The sequence below is a fragment of the Pseudomonas sp. NPDC089743 genome, assembly GCF_044748785.1.
In the GTDB taxonomy this organism is placed as follows: Bacteria; Pseudomonadota; Gammaproteobacteria; order Pseudomonadales; family Pseudomonadaceae; genus Aquipseudomonas; species Aquipseudomonas putida_X.
In genome coordinates this window covers 90,108-106,231 of sequence record NZ_JBIVGS010000005.1, presented here as the reverse complement: position 1 = coordinate 106,231, position 16,124 = coordinate 90,108, and the positions used below count along the sequence as shown (strand labels likewise).

General features: G+C 63.7%; 14 protein-coding genes. All 14 read right to left on the bottom strand.

Annotated features, from left to right (window positions below):
- Positions 1-12 precede the first annotated feature (12 nt).
- The 14 genes from purF to leuC all read right to left on the bottom strand — a co-directional run bounded on the left by purF (position 13) and on the right by leuC (position 16,106).
- Positions 13-1,518, bottom strand: coding sequence for an amidophosphoribosyltransferase (purF, locus tag ACIPZC_RS11460; RefSeq protein WP_012313469.1), 1,506 nt, complete (start codon positions 1,516-1,518; stop codon positions 13-15).
- A gap of 42 nt (positions 1,519-1,560) precedes the next feature.
- Positions 1,561-2,118 (bottom strand): CvpA family protein, encoded by a 558-nt coding sequence (locus tag ACIPZC_RS11455; protein WP_012313468.1) that lies wholly within the window; start codon positions 2,116-2,118, stop codon positions 1,561-1,563.
- Between the two features lie 116 nt (positions 2,119-2,234).
- Complete coding sequence (locus tag ACIPZC_RS11450; protein WP_400626983.1) at positions 2,235-2,894, bottom strand: SPOR domain-containing protein; 660 nt, start codon at positions 2,892-2,894, stop codon at positions 2,235-2,237.
- Positions 2,895-2,898: 4 nt separating this feature from the next.
- Entirely contained in the window at positions 2,899-4,185 is a 1,287-nt protein-coding gene (gene folC / locus ACIPZC_RS11445) for a bifunctional tetrahydrofolate synthase/dihydrofolate synthase (RefSeq protein ID WP_400626981.1), read from the bottom strand.
- On the bottom strand, positions 4,185-5,078 hold the full coding sequence (gene accD / locus ACIPZC_RS11440; RefSeq protein ID WP_241803063.1) for an acetyl-CoA carboxylase, carboxyltransferase subunit beta: 894 nt from the start codon (positions 5,076-5,078) through the stop codon (positions 4,185-4,187). The genes folC and accD overlap by 1 nt, the downstream gene beginning before the upstream one ends.
- A gap of 223 nt (positions 5,079-5,301) precedes the next feature.
- Positions 5,302-5,922 carry a phosphoribosylanthranilate isomerase gene (locus ACIPZC_RS11435; RefSeq protein WP_349976626.1) on the bottom strand — a complete coding sequence of 207 codons (621 nt, stop codon included), beginning with the start codon at positions 5,920-5,922 and terminating at the stop codon, positions 5,302-5,304.
- A 60-nt stretch (positions 5,923-5,982) separates the two neighbouring features.
- The gene (gene truA, locus ACIPZC_RS11430; protein WP_400626978.1) at positions 5,983-6,837 is read right to left on the bottom strand and encodes a tRNA pseudouridine(38-40) synthase TruA; all 855 of its coding nucleotides are present in this window, start codon (positions 6,835-6,837) and stop codon (positions 5,983-5,985) included.
- A gap of 98 nt (positions 6,838-6,935) precedes the next feature.
- Positions 6,936-9,584, bottom strand: coding sequence for a FimV/HubP family polar landmark protein (locus ACIPZC_RS11425; protein WP_400626976.1), 2,649 nt, complete (start codon positions 9,582-9,584; stop codon positions 6,936-6,938).
- Between the two features lie 70 nt (positions 9,585-9,654).
- Positions 9,655-10,659 (bottom strand): aspartate-semialdehyde dehydrogenase, encoded by a 1,005-nt coding sequence (locus ACIPZC_RS11420; protein WP_400626974.1) that lies wholly within the window; start codon positions 10,657-10,659, stop codon positions 9,655-9,657.
- A 146-nt stretch (positions 10,660-10,805) separates the two neighbouring features.
- Positions 10,806-11,918 carry an aspartate-semialdehyde dehydrogenase gene (gene asd / locus ACIPZC_RS11415; RefSeq protein WP_241803058.1) on the bottom strand — a complete coding sequence of 371 codons (1,113 nt, stop codon included), beginning with the start codon at positions 11,916-11,918 and terminating at the stop codon, positions 10,806-10,808.
- Between the two features lie 63 nt (positions 11,919-11,981).
- Entirely contained in the window at positions 11,982-13,064 is a 1,083-nt protein-coding gene (leuB, locus tag ACIPZC_RS11410; protein ID WP_241803057.1) for a 3-isopropylmalate dehydrogenase, read from the bottom strand.
- Positions 13,065-13,118: 54 nt separating this feature from the next.
- Entirely contained in the window at positions 13,119-13,883 is a 765-nt protein-coding gene (locus ACIPZC_RS11405; RefSeq protein WP_400626971.1) for a class I SAM-dependent methyltransferase, read from the bottom strand.
- A gap of 148 nt (positions 13,884-14,031) precedes the next feature.
- Complete coding sequence (gene leuD, locus ACIPZC_RS11400) at positions 14,032-14,676, bottom strand: 3-isopropylmalate dehydratase small subunit (RefSeq protein WP_241803055.1); 645 nt, start codon at positions 14,674-14,676, stop codon at positions 14,032-14,034.
- On the bottom strand, positions 14,673-16,106 hold the full coding sequence (leuC, locus tag ACIPZC_RS11395; RefSeq protein ID WP_400626969.1) for a 3-isopropylmalate dehydratase large subunit: 1,434 nt from the start codon (positions 16,104-16,106) through the stop codon (positions 14,673-14,675). Before leuC ends, leuD begins: the two co-directional genes overlap by 4 nt.
- Between the last annotated feature and the right edge of the window lie 18 nt (positions 16,107-16,124).

Here is a 16,124-nt window from a genome sequence, read left to right as displayed (position 1 = left end):
TCGCTCTCCAAATCAGTTGTTGTAGAGGTCGATGATCGCGCTGACCGCCTGGTTCTTCACCTTGGCCAGGTCATTGCGCGCCTGCTCGATGCGGTCGAGGTAAGCTTCGTCGATGTCGCCGGTGACGTATTCACCGTTGAACACCGCGCAATCGAAGTGCTCGATCTTGATCTTGCCGCCACCGACCGATTCGATCAGGTCCGGCAGGTCTTGGTAGACCAGCCAGTCGGCGCCGATCAACTCGGCCACCTGGTCGGTGGTGCGGTTGTGGGCGATCAGTTCGTGAGCGCTCGGCATGTCGATGCCGTAGACGTTGGGGTAACGCACCGCAGGGGCCGCGGAACAGAAGTAGACGTTTTTAGCGCCGGCTTCGCGGGCCATCTGGATGATCTGCTTGCAGGTGGTGCCGCGCACGATGGAGTCGTCGACCAGCATCACGTTCTTGCCGCGGAACTCCAGCTCGATGGCGTTGAGCTTCTGGCGCACCGACTTCTTGCGGGCAGCCTGGCCGGGCATGATGAAGGTACGGCCGATGTAACGGTTCTTGACGAAACCTTCGCGGAACTTGACGCCCAGGTGGTTGGCCAGCTCCAGGGCGGCGGTGCGGCTGGTGTCAGGGATCGGGATGACCACGTCGATGTCGTGGTCCGGGCGTTCGCGTTGGATCTTCTCGGCCAGCTTCTCGCCCATGCGCAGGCGCGCCTTGTACACCGAAACACCATCCATGATCGAGTCCGGACGGGCCAGGTAGACGTGCTCGAAGATGCACGGCTGCAGTTTCGGGCTTTCAGCGCACTGCTTGGTGTACAGCTGGCCTTCCTCGGTGATGTACACCGCCTCGCCCGGCGCCAGGTCGCGGATCAGGGTGAAGCCGAGCACGTCCAGGGCAACGCTTTCCGAGGCGATCATGTACTCGACGCCTTCGTCGGTATGGCGCTGACCGAACACCACCGGGCGAATGCCGTTGGGGTCACGGAAGCCGACGATACCGTAGCCGGTCACCATCGCCACCACCGCGTAACCACCGACGCAGCGGCTGTGCACGTGGGAAACGGCGGCGAACACGTCTTCTTCGGTAGGCTGCAGCTTGCCACGCACCGCCAGTTCATGGGCGAACACGTTCAGCAGCACTTCCGAGTCGGAGTTGGTGTTGACGTGGCGCAGGTCGGACTCGTAGATCTCCTTGGCCAACTGCTCGACGTTGGTCAGGTTGCCGTTGTGCGCCAGGGTGATGCCATACGGCGAGTTGACATAGAACGGCTGGGCTTCGGCCGAGGTCGAGCTGCCCGCAGTCGGGTAACGGACGTGGCCGATACCCATATGGCCTACCAGGCGCTGCATGTGGCGCTGCTGGAAGACATCGCGCACCAGGCCATTATCCTTGCGCAGGAACAACCGGCCGTCGTGGCTGGTCACGATACCTGCAGCGTCCTGGCCGCGGTGCTGGAGGACCGTAAGCGCGTCATACAGCGCCTGATTGACGTTCGACTTACCGACGATACCGACGATGCCACACATGCGACGCAACCCCTACTTTGATGAAACTTGAGTGAATAGCGCTCAAGGCTTTGCAGGCCCGAGCAACTGTTCCTTGAACGGGAGATCAGCCGGAGTGCTGATCACCCCACTGGACATCCACTGGCTGGTGAAACCCAGAATCAGGTTCTTCGACCAGTCAGCGACCAATAGAAATTGTGGTATCAGGCGAGATTCCTGCCACCAGGTATCCTGTTGCACCGGCCCCAGGCTGAGCAGGCCGATGGCAACCACCACCAGCAAGGCCCCGCGCGCCGCGCCGAAGGCCATGCCGAGAAAACGATCGGTACCGGACAGCCCGGTCACGCGGATCAGCTCACCGACCAGGAAATTGACCATCGCGCCCACCAGCAGGGTGGCGACGAAGAGAATGGCGCAGCCAGCGATGATGCGCATCGATGGGGTCTGGATGTAGCTTTCAAGATACACCGAGAGCGACCCACCGAACATCCAGGCGACTGCACCGGCAATGATCCAGATGAGCAGGGACAAAGCTTCCTTGACGAAGCCGCGCTTGAGACTGATCAGTGTGGAAACGGCGATGATCGCGATGATCGCCCAATCAACCCAGGTAAATGCCACGGTGCTGCCTGCAGACGTTTGAGGCGGCGCATTTTACCAGAGCAAAGGGCCGGGAGTAAGCGGAATGTCAGGCCGATTGGCTTGGCCACGGATGGGCTGCAGAGCAGCCCCTGGAATCAACCGCGTTCTGGCTGGAAACGAACCACGAAGCCCTTGAGCTTCTGCTGCCGATTGATGGCATCGCGCAGGCGCTCGGCCTCGGCACGTTCGATCAGCGGCCCCACATAGACCCGGTTCATGCCACCGGCCGAACGGATGTAGGCGTTGTAACCCTGGCTGCGCAGGGTTTTCTGTAGGCTCTCGGCCCCGGCGCGATTGGACAGGCTGGCCAGCTGGATCGACCAGCTCACCGGCAAGCCGTTGGCATCGATTTTCGACGCTGGGCTGGCGCTTGCCGCCGGCGCAGGGGTAGCGGCCGCTTGCGCCTGGGGCTTGGCCGCCGGCTCCGGCGCCTGCGGCTTGGGCTGGACCTGCGCCTGGGTTTGCGGCGACGGCGTGATCGGCTGGCTCGGCGTGGCCACCGGGGCCGAGGACTCATTGACCACCACTGGCGCCTGCTGCGGCTCTTGCGGCAGCGGTTGCGGCTCGGGCACTGCAACCGGCTCTACCTTGACTTCAGGCAAGCTCGGCATCGCCGGTGCCTGCGGGGCTTCGACGCGCACCTGACGCATTTCGTCCTCGCGGGTGAACAGCATCGGCAGGAAAATAACCGCCAGCGCCACCAGCACCAACGCACCCACCATGCGCTGTTTCATCCCTTTATCCAGCACTGCCATCTACTCACCCCTCCAGGGCCTGCTGCCCAAGCCATTCCAGGGCCTCGGCAACACAGAAAAACGAACCGAACAGCAGGATCTGGTCACCCGCCATCGCCTGAGCGCATTGCCCATCAAGGGCGGCGCCGACGCTGGCATAAGACTTCACCGACGCACCGAGGTTCGTCAAGGCGCCGACAAGCTCGGCGGCCGGGCGGCTGCGCGGTGACTGCAAAGGCGCCACCGCCCAGTCATCGACCAGGCCATGCAAAGGCGCCAACACGCCCGCCAGGTCTTTGTCCGCCAGCAGGCCGAACACGGCCAAACGCCTGCCCTCGACCGGCCGCACTGACAAGCGACGCGCCAGATACGCTGCTGCATGGGGGTTATGCCCCACATCCAGCAACAGCTCTACGCGTTTGCCTTGCCAATTGAGCGTACGACGGTCCAGCCGCCCGGTGATACGGGTATCGAGCAGTGCCTGACGGATTTGCCCGGCATCCCAAGCAAGCCCCATCAGCAGGTACGCCTGCAGCGCCAGGGTGGCGTTTTCCATCGGCAGGTCGAGCAGCGGCAGGCCTGACAGCTCCACCGCGGCGCCATCTGCTGCCGTACCACGCCAGTGCCAGGTGGTATCGGCGCTGGCAAGGTCGAAGTCGCGCCCACGCAGGAACAACGGCGCCGTCAGTTCACGGGCCTTGTCCAACAGTGGCTGAGGGGGATCCAGGTCACCGCACAGCGCTGGTTTGCCCGGGCGGAAGATGCCAGCCTTCTCGAAGGCGACCAACTCGCGGGTATCGCCCAGGTAATCGACATGGTCGACGCCGATACTGGTCACCAGAGCCAGGTCGGCATCGATGACGTTCACGGTATCCAGACGCCCCCCCAACCCCACTTCAAGCACCACGGCATCCAGCCCGGACTGGTAGAACAGCCAGAATGCCGCCAGGGTGCCCATCTCGAAATAGGTGAGGGAAATCTCGCCTCGGGCGGCCTCGACGGCAGCGAAGGCTTCGCACAGGCGCTCATCACTGGCCTCCTGGCCGTCGATCAGCACCCGTTCGTTGTAACGCAACAGGTGTGGCGAGCTGTACACGCCAACCTTCAACCCCTGGGCACGCAGCAACGACGCCAGGAAGGCACAGGTCGAGCCTTTGCCGTTGGTGCCGGTGACCGTCACCACACGAGGCGCCAGCTTGCCCAGGGCCAACCGTGCAAGCACCTTTTGCGAACGCTCCAGCCCCATGTCGATGGCCGAGGGGTGCAACTGCTCGAGGTAGGCGAGCCATTCGCCCAGGGTTCTGTCTTTCATCAGGCGACCGCAGCGGCCTCGCGTGCCTGCTCGGGTGTTTCCTGGCCGGTCATCTGCGCCAGCAGGCGAGCCAGGCGGGGACGCAGATCGCCACGCGAGATGATCAGGTCGATGGCACCGTGCTCCAGCAGGAACTCGCTGCGCTGGAAGCCTTCAGGCAGCTTTTCGCGCACGGTCTGCTCGATCACGCGCGGGCCGGCGAAGCCGATCAGCGCCTTTGGCTCACCAACAATGACATCGCCAAGCATCGCCAGACTGGCGGAAACACCGCCGTAGACCGGGTCGGTCAATACGGAGATGAACGGTATGCCCTCTTCGCGCAGGCGGGCCAGCACGGCCGAGGTCTTGGCCATCTGCATCAGCGAGATCAGCGCTTCCTGCATGCGCGCACCACCGGAGGCCGAGAAGCAGATCATCGGGCAGCGGTTTTCCAGCGCATAGTTGGCAGCGCGGACGAAGCGCTCACCGACGACGGCGCCCATGGAGCCACCCATGAAGGAAAACTCGAAGGCACTGACCACGATCGGCATGCCCATCAGGGTGCCGCTCATGGAGATCAGCGCGTCCTTCTCGCCGGTCTGTTTCTGGGCACCGACCAGACGGTCCTTGTACTTCTTGCCATCGCGGAATTTCAGGCGGTCGACCGGCTCCAGCTCGGCACCCAGCTCGGCACGGCCTTCAGCATCGAGGAAGATGTCGATGCGCTGACGGGCGCCGATGCGCATGTGGTGGTTGCACTTGGGGCAGACATCAAGGGTCTTTTCCAGCTCCGGACGATACAGCACGGCCTCACAGGCTGGGCACTTGTGCCACAGGCCTTCTGGCACCGAGCTCTTCTTCACCTCGGAACGCATGATCGAAGGGATCAGTTTGTCGACTAACCAGTTGCTCATGCTTTATTTCTCCAGTATTGGCGGGCGGGGACCAGTCTGGCCGGCCATGCCCTGCCCTTTGAGCTCAAATTCTTCTGTCAAACGATGACGGACCGGCCACAGGGGCTGCCTGTGTACCGCACCGTCGTCAACGTATTCTTTGGCCAACCGGCATGCCGGTAGCCGCCCCGCAGGGCTGCGATAGTTATGGACGATGGCCCGCCGCCAGCCGTCACATCTGGCATCACGCCTGTTTCACCGCGCGCATGAACGCTTCGATCTTCGCCGCGTCCTTGATGCCCTTGGCCTGCTCCACACCACCACTCACATCCACCGCATACGGCCGCACCTGGGCGATGGCCTGGCCGACGTTGCTGGCAGACAAGCCCCCGGCGAGAATGATCGGCTTGCTCAGCCGTGCAGGCACCAGCGACCAGTCGAACGCCTCGCCGGTACCACCGGGTACCCCGGCGACATAGGTGTCGAGCAGGATGCCACGCGCACCGGCATAGTGCCGGCAGGCAGCCTCCAGGTCGTCACCCGGGCGTACGCGCAGCGCCTTGATCCACGGGCGGTGATAGCCTTCGCAGTCAGCCGGGGTTTCGTCGCCGTGGAACTGTAGCAGGTCCAGCGGCACAGCCTCGAGGATCTCGTTGAGTTCGCAGCGCGAGGCGTTGACGAACAGGCCGACCGTGGTCACGAAGGGCGGCAGTTCGGCCATGATTGCCCGCGCCTGGCGCACATCGACGGCGCGCGGGCTTTTGCCATAGAAAACCAAACCGATGGCATCGGCCCCTGCCTCGACGGCGGCCAGCGCGTCCTCTATGCGGGTAATCCCGCAGATCTTGCTGCGAACATTGCTCATGGACTGCAAACCCTGAGAAACCACTGAAAGGCCCGATGGTAGCAAAAGCGTTTTCGGCCGTCAGTCGGACAACGCCTCGTAGCCGGTCAGAAAGTGTGGGCCGATGTAACGCTGTGGCAGCTGGAATTCCTCCGGATACTCCACCTGAACCAGGTACAGGCCGTAGGGATGGGCCGTTACCCCGCCTTCGCGCCGGTTGCGCCCTTCCAGCACTTCCCGAGCCCAGCCCGCAGGGCGCTCGCCTGCACCGATGGTCATCAGCACACCGGCGATATTGCGCACCATGTGGTGCAGGAACGCAGTGGCCCGCACATCCAGCACGATCATCTGCCCATGACGGGTGACCCGCAGGTGATGGATATGCTTGATCGGCGACTTGGCCTGGCACTGGCTGGCGCGAAAGGCACTGAAGTCGTGAGTACCCAGCAGGAACTGCGCAGCATCGGCCATGCGCTCCACATCGAGCGGGCGGTGATTCCACGTCACTTCCTCGGCCAGGTGTGCCGGGCGGATCGGGTCGTTGTAGATGACATAACGGTAGCGCCGGGCGGTGGCCTTGAAGCGCGCATGGAAATCCGCAGGCATCGGCCGCGACCACACCACACTGATGTCGTGGGGCAGGTTGAAGTTGGTGCCCAGGGTCCAGGCGCGTTCGTCACGATTGGCGCGGGTATCGAAATGCACGATCTGCCCACAACCATGCACACCGGCGTCGGTACGCCCGGCGCAGACCACCGTGATGGGCTCGTTCGCCACGTTCGACAGCGCCTGCTCCAGCGCCTGCTGAACACTGGGCACACCGCTGGCCTGGCGTTGCCAGCCGCGGTAGCGCGAACCCTTGTATTCCACCCCCAGGGCAATGCGGGTGAAGCCTTCGGCGGCCGATTCGGTGGCAGCGGTGTCGATGATGTCCAAGAGCGTGAAACCTGTGGGGCAATACGAAGTGCCGGGGATTATAACGACAACGGCAGCCTTGTTGGGCTGCCGTTGGCTTCAAGCTGCGGGTGAGGCCTTCAGACCAGCCGGGACAGCATGTCTTCGGCTTCCAGGCGCTGTGTATCGTCGCCATCCTTGACCACTTCATCGAGGATGTCGCGCGCCCCCTGATGGTCGCCCATATCGATATAGGCACGCGCCAGGTCGAGCTTGGTAGCCACTTCGTCGCTGCCGGAGAAGAAATCGAAGTCCAGATCGTCCAGGGGTTCCGGCTCCTGGGCAGCGTCCTCAGCGGTGAAGTGCGGTTCCAGCGACGGCGACTCGAGGTTCTGCGACAGCTTGTCCAGTTCGGCGTTGACGTCGCTCAGCTCGGAAGCGAAGCTCTTGGCGGCCGGCGACTGGTCATCCAGCGACAGCGACAGATCGAAGTCTTCTGGCAGCTCCAGCTCGGAAATCGGGTCGAACTCCGGGATGGAATCGAAAGCGGCCAATTCGGCAGCGACGTCGACCGGCTCTTCCTCAACCGGCTCGGCAACGCTCGGCTCACCCACGTCCAGGTCGAAGTCCGCCAGGTCATCGACGCTCTGCGGTTCAGCCTGAGCCTGCGCCAGCAAGGCTTCGAAATCGGCGTCGGCGTCGGCTTCCTGTGCAGCAGGGTCAGCGACGGCGGGCGGCTCATCATTTGCCTGCACATCCGTCAACGCAGCTTCATCGAGCATTGGCGGTTCAAGGTCGCTCAGGGGCAGATCGTCACTCAGCTCAAGGTCGAAGGCACTGTCCGGGCCGTTGTCATCGAGGGCAGGCGCTTGAGCGCCGGCCTCGGTTTGCGGTTCAGCTTCAGGCTCGGCATCGACCGCTGCCGGCGATTGCGGCTGGTCCTGCAACAGCTCCTGCACGTACTGCTCATCGAGCTCGGCAGCCAGCGCCGCAGCCCCCACCCCTGCCGCGGCAAGGCCGAGCATGGCTGGGTAGTGCTCCTTGAGCTGACTGACCTGCGCGATATTCTCTTCGCTGGCCGGCAGCTTGCGCTCCTGCTCCACGAATGCGCTGTGGTCACCCTGGCGCGCATAAACCTCCATCAGCTTCAACCGCAGGCCATCATGCTCCGGTTGCGCAGCGACGGCTGTTTCCAACAGGTCGGCCGCATGGTTCAGACGACCGCGGGCCAGGCTCTGCTCGACCTCGGCCAACAGCTCGGCGTTCGGGTCCTGCTCCGGTAATGGCGCGGCAACGGGTGCCGGGGCAACCGGTTTTTCCGCGGCAACGGCTGCAGCAGCCGAGGCCGCCACCACCGCCGGCGACAGGGTTACGGCGGGCGCCGACACCTGCAGCTCATCGAAGCTGCTCGCAGGCAGGTCGAGGTCGGGATTACGCTCGCCTTCCTCAGCCAGCGCCCGCGCCATACGCAGGTGCTTTTCGGCCTCCTGCTGGGCTTTACGTCGACGCGCCAGCAGCAACAGCAGCAGCAACAGCACGAGGAATGCGGAGCCTGCGATCAGGGCCAGTAGCAGCGGGTTCCCCAGGATGCCATCCAGCGCGCCCGGCTGCTGGCCGGCAGGGGCATCCTCGCCCGCCGTGGCAGCGCCAGGCGCGGTATCGACGGCGGCCGGCGCCGGTGCCACGACGGGCTCGGCAGGCGGTACCTGGGCATTGTCGGCAGGCTGCAGCGGGGCCGACTCACCCGGCAAGGTGGCGGCAGGTGCGGGCTGCCCGGCGGCACCCTGTGCTTCCAGGCGAGCGAGCTGGTCATTCTTGAGCTGAATCAGGCGCTGCAGCTTGTCCAACTGGCTCTGCAGGTCGCTCATCCGGCTTTTGAGTTCTTCGTTGTCACGACGGCTGGTGTCCAGGCTCTCCTGGGCCACGGCCAGCTTGTCGTTGAGCGCCTTGGCATCGCCAGCGTCAGGCTGGTTGCCAGGGCTGACCAGGCGCAGGTTGTCACCCTGGGCGATACGCTCGGGCGCCGCATCGGCAGCGCCGCGGCGGGTGGCGTCAAGCTGCCGGGCGCGCGGGCCAAGGCGCCGGCCCTCACGCCATGCAGCATACTGTTCGGCCACTTCGCGATTGGCTTCGGCCTGTGGGATGCTCTGGATCTGCTGCTGATCGGGCAGGCGCAATACCTGGCCAACTTTCAACTGGTTGATGTTGTTGCCGATGAAGGCATCCGGGTTCAGCGCCTGAATGGCGATCATGGTCTGCTGCACCGACCCACCGTTCTGGGTATTGCGTGCAGCAATCTGCCAAAGGGTATCGCGGCGCTTGGTGGTGTAGCTGCCGGCGCTGCTGGTTGCCGGGGTGACATTGGCCGCGGCAGGCTGCTCGCCCTGGGCCTTGGCCTGGTCGAGCAGCACACTGTAGTCACGCAGCAGACGGCCCTGGGGCCACATCACCTGGACCAGAAACTTGACCACCGAGCCCGGCAGCGGCTGGCTGGAGGTAACCCGCAGCACGCTCTTGCCATTGGGGTTGATCACCGGGGTGAAGGTCAGGTCCTCGAGGTAGCCCGGGTATTCCACCCCGGCCTTGCTGAACTCTTCCGGCGGCGCCAGGCTTGGTGCCACTTCGGCAGCGGTGAGGTCGCGCACATCGAGCAATTCGATCTCGGCGTCCAGCGGCTGGTTCTGCGCCGATTTGAGCGTCAGTTCACCCAACCCCAAGGCATTCGCCATGCCAGATGACAGCGCCGACGCTGCCGCCATGGCCAGAACCAGTTTGCGAATTCGAAGCATGACCTCATCCCTTGTATGAATCGTCCCGAAACCGCGTGCGGTGCGGGACAAAAGTGCTCGCCAGTATCTTTTACGCTATGTGTTTAATCAACAATTGCGCCACCTGCACGGCGTTGAGCGCAGCGCCCTTGCGCAGGTTGTCGGTGGTCAGCCACAGGTTGAGCTGCTGGTCTTGCTCAACACCATGGCGTACACGACCAACATAGACCACGTCTTGGCCTACTGCGTCCCCTACCGGGGTCGGATAATCATCTCGCTCGACCAGCTCGACACTGTCGGCACCCTCCAGGGCAGCGTTGACTGCAACCAGGTCCACAGGTTTACGGCTCTGTACCGCCACACTGAAGCTATCGCCAAAAAACACCGGGACTTGAACGCAGGTCACGGAAATCTTCAGTTCAGGCTGCCCCAGCAACACCGGCAGCTCATCGACCAGCCGGCGCTCGAGTGCCGTGTGGCCCTGCTCGTCTGCCGCACCGACCTGGGCCAGCACGTTGAACGCTACCTGGCGGTCGAAGAAGCGCGGCTCCAGCGGGCGGGCGTTGAGCAGCTCGGCGGTCTGCCGGGCCAGTTCATTGACAGCCTCCCGGCCCTGGGCAGACACCGCCAGCGCCGCCATGACCTGCACGCGCTCGATGTCCAGCAGCCCCTTGAGTGGCGCCAGCGCGACGGCCAAGGCAACGGCTGCGGCACTCGGGCTGGCGATGCACGCCGGCAGCGCCAGGCCGGCGATGCACTCGGCGTTTGCTTCAGGCACGACCGCAAGGGCGTCATCCAGGCCGCCAGACAGGTCGATGACCGTGCAGCCGGCCGCATGGGCCTTGCGGGCAAAGCTACGGCTGACGGCCGGGCTGGCGGCGAAGAAGGCCAGTTTGACCTGGGTGAAATCGAAACTGTCGACTTCACGCACCTTGATCTTCTTGCCGGCGAACATCACGCTGCTGCCCGCCGATTCCATGCTGGCCAGCAGGTGCAGCGTGCCGACCGGGAAGTGCAGTTCTTCGAGAATCTGTACCAAGGTTTCACCGACGCTACCGGTGGCGCCGACGACGGCGATGTCCAGGGGTTGGGTCATGGAGAGGATCCTTTTGCTGTAACGGCGGGGGGCGGCACTTTACTCGGATTGTAACGTTTTGTCTGTGCTGGCCCTACCGGGGCCGGCGCAGGCACAAAAAAACCCGCGCTGTCACCAGGGCGGGTTTTCGGTGCAACGCAGAACGATCAACGCTCCAGCAGAATCCGCAGCATGCGGCGCAGCGGCTCGGCAGCGCCCCACAGCAGCTGATCGCCGACGGTGAACGCGCCCAGGTACTGCGAGCCCATGTTCAGCTTGCGCAAACGGCCCACCGGAATGTTGAGGGTACCGGTGACGTTGGTCGGGGTCAGTTCCTGCATGCTGATCTCGCGCTGGTTCGGCACCAGCTTCACCCATGGGTTGTGCTGGCTGATCATGCCTTCGATATCGGCCAGTGGCACGTCCTTGTTCAGCTTGATGGTCAGCGCCTGGCTGTGGCAGCGCATGGCGCCGATGCGCACGCAGATGCCATCGACCGGGATCGGGCTCTTGAAGCGGCCGAGGATCTTGTTGGTCTCGGCCTGGGCCTTCCACTCTTCACGGCTCTGGCCGTTGGGCAGCTCTTTGTCGATCCATGGGATCAGGCTGCCGGCCAGGGGCACGCCGAAGTTTTCGGCCGGGTAGGCGTCGCTGCGCATGGCCTCGGCCACCTTGCGGTCGATGTCGAGGATGGCGCTGGCCGGGTTGGCCAGGTCATCGGCCACCGCCGCGTGGGTAGCGCCCATCTGCTTGATCAGCTCGCGCATGTTCTGCGCACCGGCACCGGACGCCGCCTGGTAGGTCATGGCGCTCATCCACTCGACCAGGCCCGCTTCGAACAGGCCGCCAAGGCCCATCAGCATCAGGCTGACGGTGCAGTTGCCGCCGATGTAGTTCTTGGTGCCGGCATCGAGCTGCTGGTCGATCACCTTGCGGTTGACCGGATCGAGCACGATGACGGCGTCGTCCTGCATGCGCAGCGACGAGGCAGCATCGATCCAGTAACCCTGCCAGCCAGCTTCACGCAGCTTTGGGAACACCTCGTTGGTGTAGTCGCCGCCCTGACAGGTCAGGATCACGTCGAGGGTCTTGAGTTCTTCAATCGAATAAGCGTCCTTGAGCGGAGCAATATCCTTGCCCACGCTCGGGCCCTGGCCACCGACATTGGAGGTAGTGAAGAACACCGGCTCGATAAGGTCGAAATCCTGCTCCTCCAGCATCCGCTGCATGAGCACGGAACCGACCATACCGCGCCAACCGATCAGACCTACACGTTTCATCGCAACTACACCTTTGCTAAAAGTGGGCCGCCACCGACCAAAAACGGTGGCGGGCCAGAGAGATTACAGATTCCGCAGCGCTGCGACTACTGCGTCGCCCATTTCCTGCGTACCTACCTTGCTGCAACCGGCCGACCAGATGTCGCCGGTACGCAGGCCCTGGTCCAGAACCTGGCTTACCGCCTGCTCGATGGCCTCGGCTGCGGCCTGCTGGTTGAAGCTGTAACGCAGCATCATCGACACCGACAGGATGGTCGCCAGCGGGTTGGCAATGCCCTGGCCGGCGATGTCCGGCGCCGAGCCGTGGCAAGGCTCGTACATGCCCTTGTTGTTGGCATCGAGCGACGCCGAAGGCAGCATGCCGATCGAACCGGTCAGCATGGAAGCTTCATCCGACAGGATGTCACCGAACATGTTGTCGGTCACCATCACGTCGAACTGCTTGGGCGCGCGCACCAGCTGCATGGCGGCGTTGTCGACATACATGTGGCTCAGTTCAACGTCCGGGTAGTCCTTGGCAACGTCCTCGACCACTTCACGCCACAGCTGGCTGGAGGCCAGGACGTTGGCCTTGTCCACCGAGCACAGCTTCTTGCCACGCACGCGGGCCATGTCGAAGCCGACGCGGGCGATACGGCGCACTTCGCTCTCGCTGTACGGGAGGGTGTCATAGGCCTGCCGTTCGCCGCCTTCGAGCTCACGCTGCCCACGCGGGGCACCGAAGTAGATGCCGCCAGTCAGCTCACGGACGATCAGGATGTCCAGACCCGAAACGATTTCCGGCTTGAGCGACGAGGCATCAGCCAGTTGCGGGTAGAGGATGGCCGGGCGCAGGTTGGCGAACAGGCCCAGCTGCGAGCGGATTTTCAGCAGGCCGCGCTCAGGGCGGATGTCACGCTCGATCTTGTCCCACTTCGGCCCGCCCACCGCACCCAACAGCACGGCATCGGCCTGGCGCGCACGCTCCAGGGTCGAGTCGGCCAGCGGCACGCCATGTTGGTCGATGGCAGCACCGCCGATCACGTCATGCGCAAGGCTCAAGCCAAGCTGGAACTTGTCGTTGGCCAGCTCCAGCACCTTGACCGCCTCGGCCATGATTTCCGGACCGATACCATCACCTGGGAGAATCAGAATCTGCTTGCTCATGCTTTCCTCTATCCATTCAAGCGGCGCGGCCAGCCCGGCCGCACCGTAAAAAACTCAGCGCTCGGCCCACAACACGATGACATCGGTGCTGAACGAGCCATCGGCTTCAATCTGGTAATACTGCCGCACTTCCTCGCCCATGGCTTGCTGCAACTGGCGTATGGCCACGCGCAGCGGTTCGGGTGTGCGCATGCGCTCAACCCACGAGCTCCATTCCAGGCGCAGGCGCTGGCGCGTGTGGCTGCGGGTATGCAGGCCGGCTTCGCTGACCTGGCGCTGCCACTCGGCGGCAGAATAATCGCGTACGTGGCTGGTGTCGCGCAGCACTTCAACCGTTTGCAAATAGGTATCGAGCAACGGGCTGCCCGGCGACATCACGTCGATGAACGCCGCCACCCCGCCCGGCTTCAGCACGCGGCGCACTTCACGCAGGGCCACGCCCACGTCGCTCCAGTGGTGCGCCGAATAGCGGCTGAAGACGTAATCGAACGCGGCATCGGCGAACGGCAGGCGTTCGGCGACACCGCACTGGGTGCTGATATTGCCCAGGCCGCGCTCGGCAGCGGCACTGGCAACCACGTCGAGCATCGACTGCGACAGGTCGTAGGCGACCACCTCTGCCACCAGAGGCGCGATGTGGAAGCTGACATGGCCGGCACCACAGCCCAGGTCCAGCACGCGGGCCGCACCCTGCCCGGCCAGCTCGGCTTGCAGCAGGGCAAATTCACTGCCCTGGGCATGCACGGCGCTGCTCAAATAGGCACTGGCCTGTTCGCCAAACTGGCGTTGGACCACATCGGTGTGGGTGGTGCTGGTCATGGGCGCGTTCCTTTTGATTTTGGGTTGTTTCTACGGCCGCTATCGCCGGCAAGCCGGCCCCACACAGCCCCCACAAGCGTCAACACCTGTGCAGTACGTGTGGCAGCCGGCTTGCCGGCGCTGAGGCCAGCAAACCCGGTTACATCATTCAGGCATCACGGAACAGCCAAGGCTGTGCGGCGCGGTGTTTGCCCTCGAAGGCCTTGATCGCCTCGCCGTCCTGCAAGGTCAGGCCGATATCGTCCAGACCGTTGAGCAGGCAGTGCTTGCGGAACGCGTCGATCTCGAAGTGCAGCACCTTGCCGTCCGGGCGGGTCACCGCCTGTGCCTGCAGATCGATGGTCAGCTGGTAGCCGGGGTTGGCTTCGACCTGCTTGAACAGCTCATCGACTTCCTCATCGCTCAGAATGATCGGCAACAGGCCGTTCTTGAAGCTGTTGTTGAAGAAGATGTCGGCGAAGCTCGGCGCGATCACGCTACGGAAGCCGTATTCGTCCAGCGCCCAAGGCGCGTGCTCGCGGCTCGACCCGCAGCCGAAGTTCTCCCGTGCCAGCAACACGCTGGCGCCCTGGTAGCGTTCGTGATTGAGCACGAACTCTTTGTTTACCGGGCGCTTGCTGTTGTCCTGGTAAGGCTGGCCAACGTCCAGGTAACGCCACTCATCGAACAGGTTGGGGCCAAAGCCGGTACGCTTGATCGACTTGAGGAACTGCTTGGGAATGATCTGATCGGTGTCGACGTTGGCACGGTCCAACGGCGCGACGAGACCGGTGTGCTGGGTAAAGGCTTTCATGCTGCGCTCCCTTGGATCAACTCGCGAACATCGATGAAGTGACCAGTCACCGCCGCAGCGGCAGCCATGGCCGGGCTGACCAGGTGAGTACGGCCACCTGCGCCCTGACGCCCTTCGAAGTTGCGGTTGGACGTGGACGCGCAGTGCTCGCCGCTTTCCAGGCGGTCCGGGTTCATGGCCAGGCACATCGAGCAGCCTGGCTCACGCCACTCGAAACCGGCCTCGAGGAAGATCTTGTCCAGGCCTTCACGCTCGGCCTGGGCCTTGACCAGGCCCGAACCCGGCACGACGATGGCTTGCTTGACAGTGGCAGCCACCTTGCGGCCTTTGGCGATTTCAGCCGCGGCGCGCAGGTCTTCGATCCGCGAGTTGGTGCACGAGCCTATGAATACGCGGTCCAGCTGGATATCGGTGATCGCCTGGTTGGCGCTCAGGCCCATGTACTTCAGGGCGCGCTCGATCGAGCCACGCTTGACCAGGTCGGTTTCGGCGGCAGGGTCCGGCACACGCTGGTCGACGGCCAGGACCATCTCGGGCGAGGTGCCCCAGCTGACCTGCGGCTTGATTTGCGCCGCATCGAGCTCGACCACGGTGTCGAACACCGCATCGTCATCGGATACCAGGTCTTTCCACGCCTCGACTGCACGCTCCCACTGCTCGCCTTCAGGCGCATAGGGGCGGCCTTTGACGTAGGCAATGGTGGTGGCATCGGTGGCAACCAGGCCAACCCGCGCACCGGCCTCGATCGACATGTTGCAGATGGTCATGCGGCCTTCCATGGACAGGGCGCGGATGGCGCTGCCAGCGAATTCCATGGCGTGGCCGTTGCCACCAGCGGTGCCGATCTTGCCGATCACGGCAAGCACGATGTCCTTGGCCGTGACGCCGACAGGCAATGTGCCCTCGACGCGCACCAGCATGTTCTTCATTTTTTTGGCGACCAGGCACTGGGTGGCGAGCACGTGCTCGACCTCGGAGGTGCCGATACCATGGGCCAAGGCACCGAAGGCGCCGTGGGTGGAGGTGTGCGAGTCGCCGCAGACCACGGTCATGCCAGGCAAGGTGGCGCCCTGCTCGGGGCTGATGACGTGGACGATGCCCTGGCGAACGTCATTCATCTTGAATTCGACGATGCCGTATTCGTCACAGTTCTCATCGAGGGTCTGCACCTGCAGGCGCGACACCTGGTCGACGATGGCCTCGATCCCGCCCTTGCGTTCCGGGGTAGTCGGCACGTTGTGGTCAGGGGTAGCGATGTTTGCATCGATGCGCCACGGCTTGCGGTTGGCCAGGCGCAGGCCCTCAAAGGCCTGGGGCGAGGTCACTTCGTGGATGATATGGCGGTCGATGTAGATCAAGGACGAGCCGTCATCACGGCGCTTGACCTCATGGGCTTCCCAGAGTTTGTCGTAGAGCGTTTTGCCAGCCATCAGACTGTTCCTCATCAG

Excerpts from the sequence above, each read along its gene's own strand:
- leuD (WP_241803055.1), bottom strand. The coding sequence starts at position 14,676 with ATGAAAGCCTTTACCCAGCACACCGGTCTCGTCGCGCCGTTGGACCGT.
- leuC (WP_400626969.1), bottom strand. The coding sequence starts at position 16,106 with ATGGCTGGCAAAACGCTCTACGACAAACTCTGGGAAGCCCATGAGGTC.
- ACIPZC_RS11420 (WP_400626974.1), bottom strand. The coding sequence starts at position 10,659 with ATGACCCAACCCCTGGACATCGCCGTCGTCGGCGCCACCGGTAGCGTC.
- accD (WP_241803063.1), bottom strand. The coding sequence starts at position 5,078 with ATGAGCAACTGGTTAGTCGACAAACTGATCCCTTCGATCATGCGTTCC.
- ACIPZC_RS11425 (WP_400626976.1), bottom strand. The coding sequence starts at position 9,584 with ATGCTTCGAATTCGCAAACTGGTTCTGGCCATGGCGGCAGCGTCGGCG.
- ACIPZC_RS11405 (WP_400626971.1), bottom strand. The coding sequence starts at position 13,883 with ATGACCAGCACCACCCACACCGATGTGGTCCAACGCCAGTTTGGCGAA.
- ACIPZC_RS11450 (WP_400626983.1), bottom strand. The coding sequence starts at position 2,894 with ATGGCAGTGCTGGATAAAGGGATGAAACAGCGCATGGTGGGTGCGTTG.
- asd (WP_241803058.1), bottom strand. The coding sequence starts at position 11,918 with ATGAAACGTGTAGGTCTGATCGGTTGGCGCGGTATGGTCGGTTCCGTG.
- ACIPZC_RS11435 (WP_349976626.1), bottom strand. The coding sequence starts at position 5,922 with ATGAGCAATGTTCGCAGCAAGATCTGCGGGATTACCCGCATAGAGGAC.
- purF (WP_012313469.1), bottom strand. The coding sequence starts at position 1,518 with ATGTGTGGCATCGTCGGTATCGTCGGTAAGTCGAACGTCAATCAGGCG.
- leuB (WP_241803057.1), bottom strand. The coding sequence starts at position 13,064 with ATGAGCAAGCAGATTCTGATTCTCCCAGGTGATGGTATCGGTCCGGAA.
- folC (WP_400626981.1), bottom strand. The coding sequence starts at position 4,185 with ATGAAAGACAGAACCCTGGGCGAATGGCTCGCCTACCTCGAGCAGTTG.